The 630-nt window shown below is 43.2% G+C and carries 1 protein-coding gene; it reads right to left on the bottom strand.

Annotated elements, in window-relative coordinates:
- On the bottom strand, positions 1–270 hold a 270-nt coding region (locus R7Z50_RS28555), incomplete at its 3' end, for an NAD-dependent epimerase/dehydratase family protein (RefSeq protein WP_318149888.1).
- Positions 271–630 lie beyond the last annotated feature (360 nt).

Here is a 630-nt window from a genome sequence, read left to right as displayed (position 1 = left end):
GCGACTGTCGAAAATTTTCTCTTTTTGCTGTTCCGTCCAACGCTTGTCTGCGATTGGTTCTCCTGCGAGGTTGATGACGGCATCTATGTTGTTGAGATCGGCGAGTTCATCAAGAGAAGCAAGGTACTCGATATTACCTAAATCAGCGTACTGCAAGTGCTGTTTGGCTTGGTCTGGCGATCGGGTCAGTAACACTATCTGATGAGTGGTGAGCAGTTTGAGTAACTCAGACCCTATAAACCCAGTTCCACCTGTAAGTAATATCTTCATAGCATCTCTTTGAATGTCAATATATTAGAACATTATAGTCGTTTTGCGCCTCGCTTGATCAGTTCAGCGCTGCTTATCATGTGTTCTCCCATCTTTCAGATAAATTTTCGTGGTGGCTCATCCAGTTCACATATTAGGAAAATGTAACCAAATGTTAGTGGTGACATAAGGTTGTTCACGTTTGTGAGTAGAAATTTATGCCACACTGAGAGTAGATGATAAGGATATCACCGGACAGGTCTCGCCTTCAGAGCTAATAACTTGTTCGTCAAAGGGAGGATTTGCATGGAAGCACTCACTGCTTTGTTCCGCGCTCTGTTTAACAGTGCCCGCGATCTTCTTCCTATTGTAATTGTTATT

This window comes from Vibrio sp. 1249-1 (assembly GCF_033340495.1).
The sequence above is the reverse complement of the archived record's forward strand: the minus strand, read 5'-3'. Positions and strand labels throughout refer to the sequence as shown.